This window comes from Salinimicrobium oceani, from assembly GCF_012037645.1.
This window is the reverse complement of record NZ_JAAVJR010000827.1, coordinates 1-408: the sequence shown is the minus strand read 5'-3', so window position 1 is coordinate 408 and position 408 is coordinate 1. Positions and strand designations below refer to the sequence as shown.

At 43.4% G+C, this 408-nt stretch carries 1 protein-coding gene; it reads left to right on the top strand.

The window, feature by feature from the left end; all coding sequences use genetic code 11:
• Positions 1-408: alpha/beta hydrolase (locus HC175_RS19590; protein WP_369074356.1), on the top strand; the 408-nt coding region annotated here is incomplete at both ends.

Here is a 408-nt window from a genome sequence, read left to right as displayed (position 1 = left end):
ACAGGCACCATCAAAATATTATCTCAACGGAAAATATGAACACGTAGGCGCCTCCTGGGCTACTCGTGAAAATACAGAACAGGAAATAGAGAATGTGCTGGCCTACCTTGATGAATTGTATGAAAAAGAAGCTCTCAAAAATGCTAAGAACCTGATCCTTTTCGGCTACTCCCAGGGCGTCTCCATCGTCACCCGCTGGATTGCCAGACGCAAGATCCATTGCTCAAAACTCATCCTGAATTCCGGCAGAATTCCTGCGGAATTAAAACCCGAAGATTTCGCATTTTTGGAAGGTACAGAGATCTCCTTCATCTATGGAACGGAAGATCCTTTTGTCAACAAAGAATTCCTTGAATCGGAAGAAAAAAGGATCAGGGAATTATTTCCCAAAAACCTCACCTTCATTCC